Source organism: Salmonella sp. A1325 (assembly GCF_056991255.1).
This window is the reverse complement of the sequence record NZ_JAMLWO010000031.1, coordinates 1-560: the sequence shown is the minus strand read 5'-3', so window position 1 is coordinate 560 and position 560 is coordinate 1. Positions and strand designations below refer to the sequence as shown.

Sequence of the window (560 nt, the reverse complement as noted above, 5' to 3'; positions counted from 1 at the left end):
GCTCCCACTGCTTGTACGTACACGGTTTCAGGTTCTTTTTCACTCCCCTCGCCGGGGTTCTTTTCGCCTTTCCCTCACGGTACTGGTTCACTATCGGTCAGTCAGGAGTATTTAGCCTTGGAGGATGGTCCCCCCATATTCAGACAGGATACCACGTGTCCCGCCCTACTCATCGAGCTCACAGCACATGCGCTTTTGTGTACGGGGCTGTCACCCTGTATCGCGCGCCTTTCCAGACGCTTCCACTAACACACATGCTGATTCAGGCTCTGGGCTCCTCCCCGTTCGCTCGCCGCTACTGGGGGAATCTCGGTTGATTTCTTTTCCTCGGGGTACTTAGATGTTTCAGTTCCCCCGGTTCGCCTCATTAACCTATGGATTCAGTTAATGATAGTGTGACGAATCACACTGGGTTTCCCCATTCGGAAATCGCCGGTTATAACGGTTCATATCACCTTACCGGCGCTTATCGCAGATTAGCACGTCCTTCATCGCCTCTGACTGCCAGGGCATCCACCGTGTACGCTTAGTCGCTTAACCTCACAACCCGAAGATGTTTC

The 560-nt window shown here is 53.2% G+C and carries 1 rRNA gene; it reads right to left on the bottom strand.

Features of this window, described 5'->3' with window-relative positions:
• Positions 1–540 (bottom strand): 23S ribosomal RNA (locus tag NAZ64_RS22365); the annotation flags it as partial.
• Between the last annotated feature and the right edge of the window lie 20 nt (positions 541–560).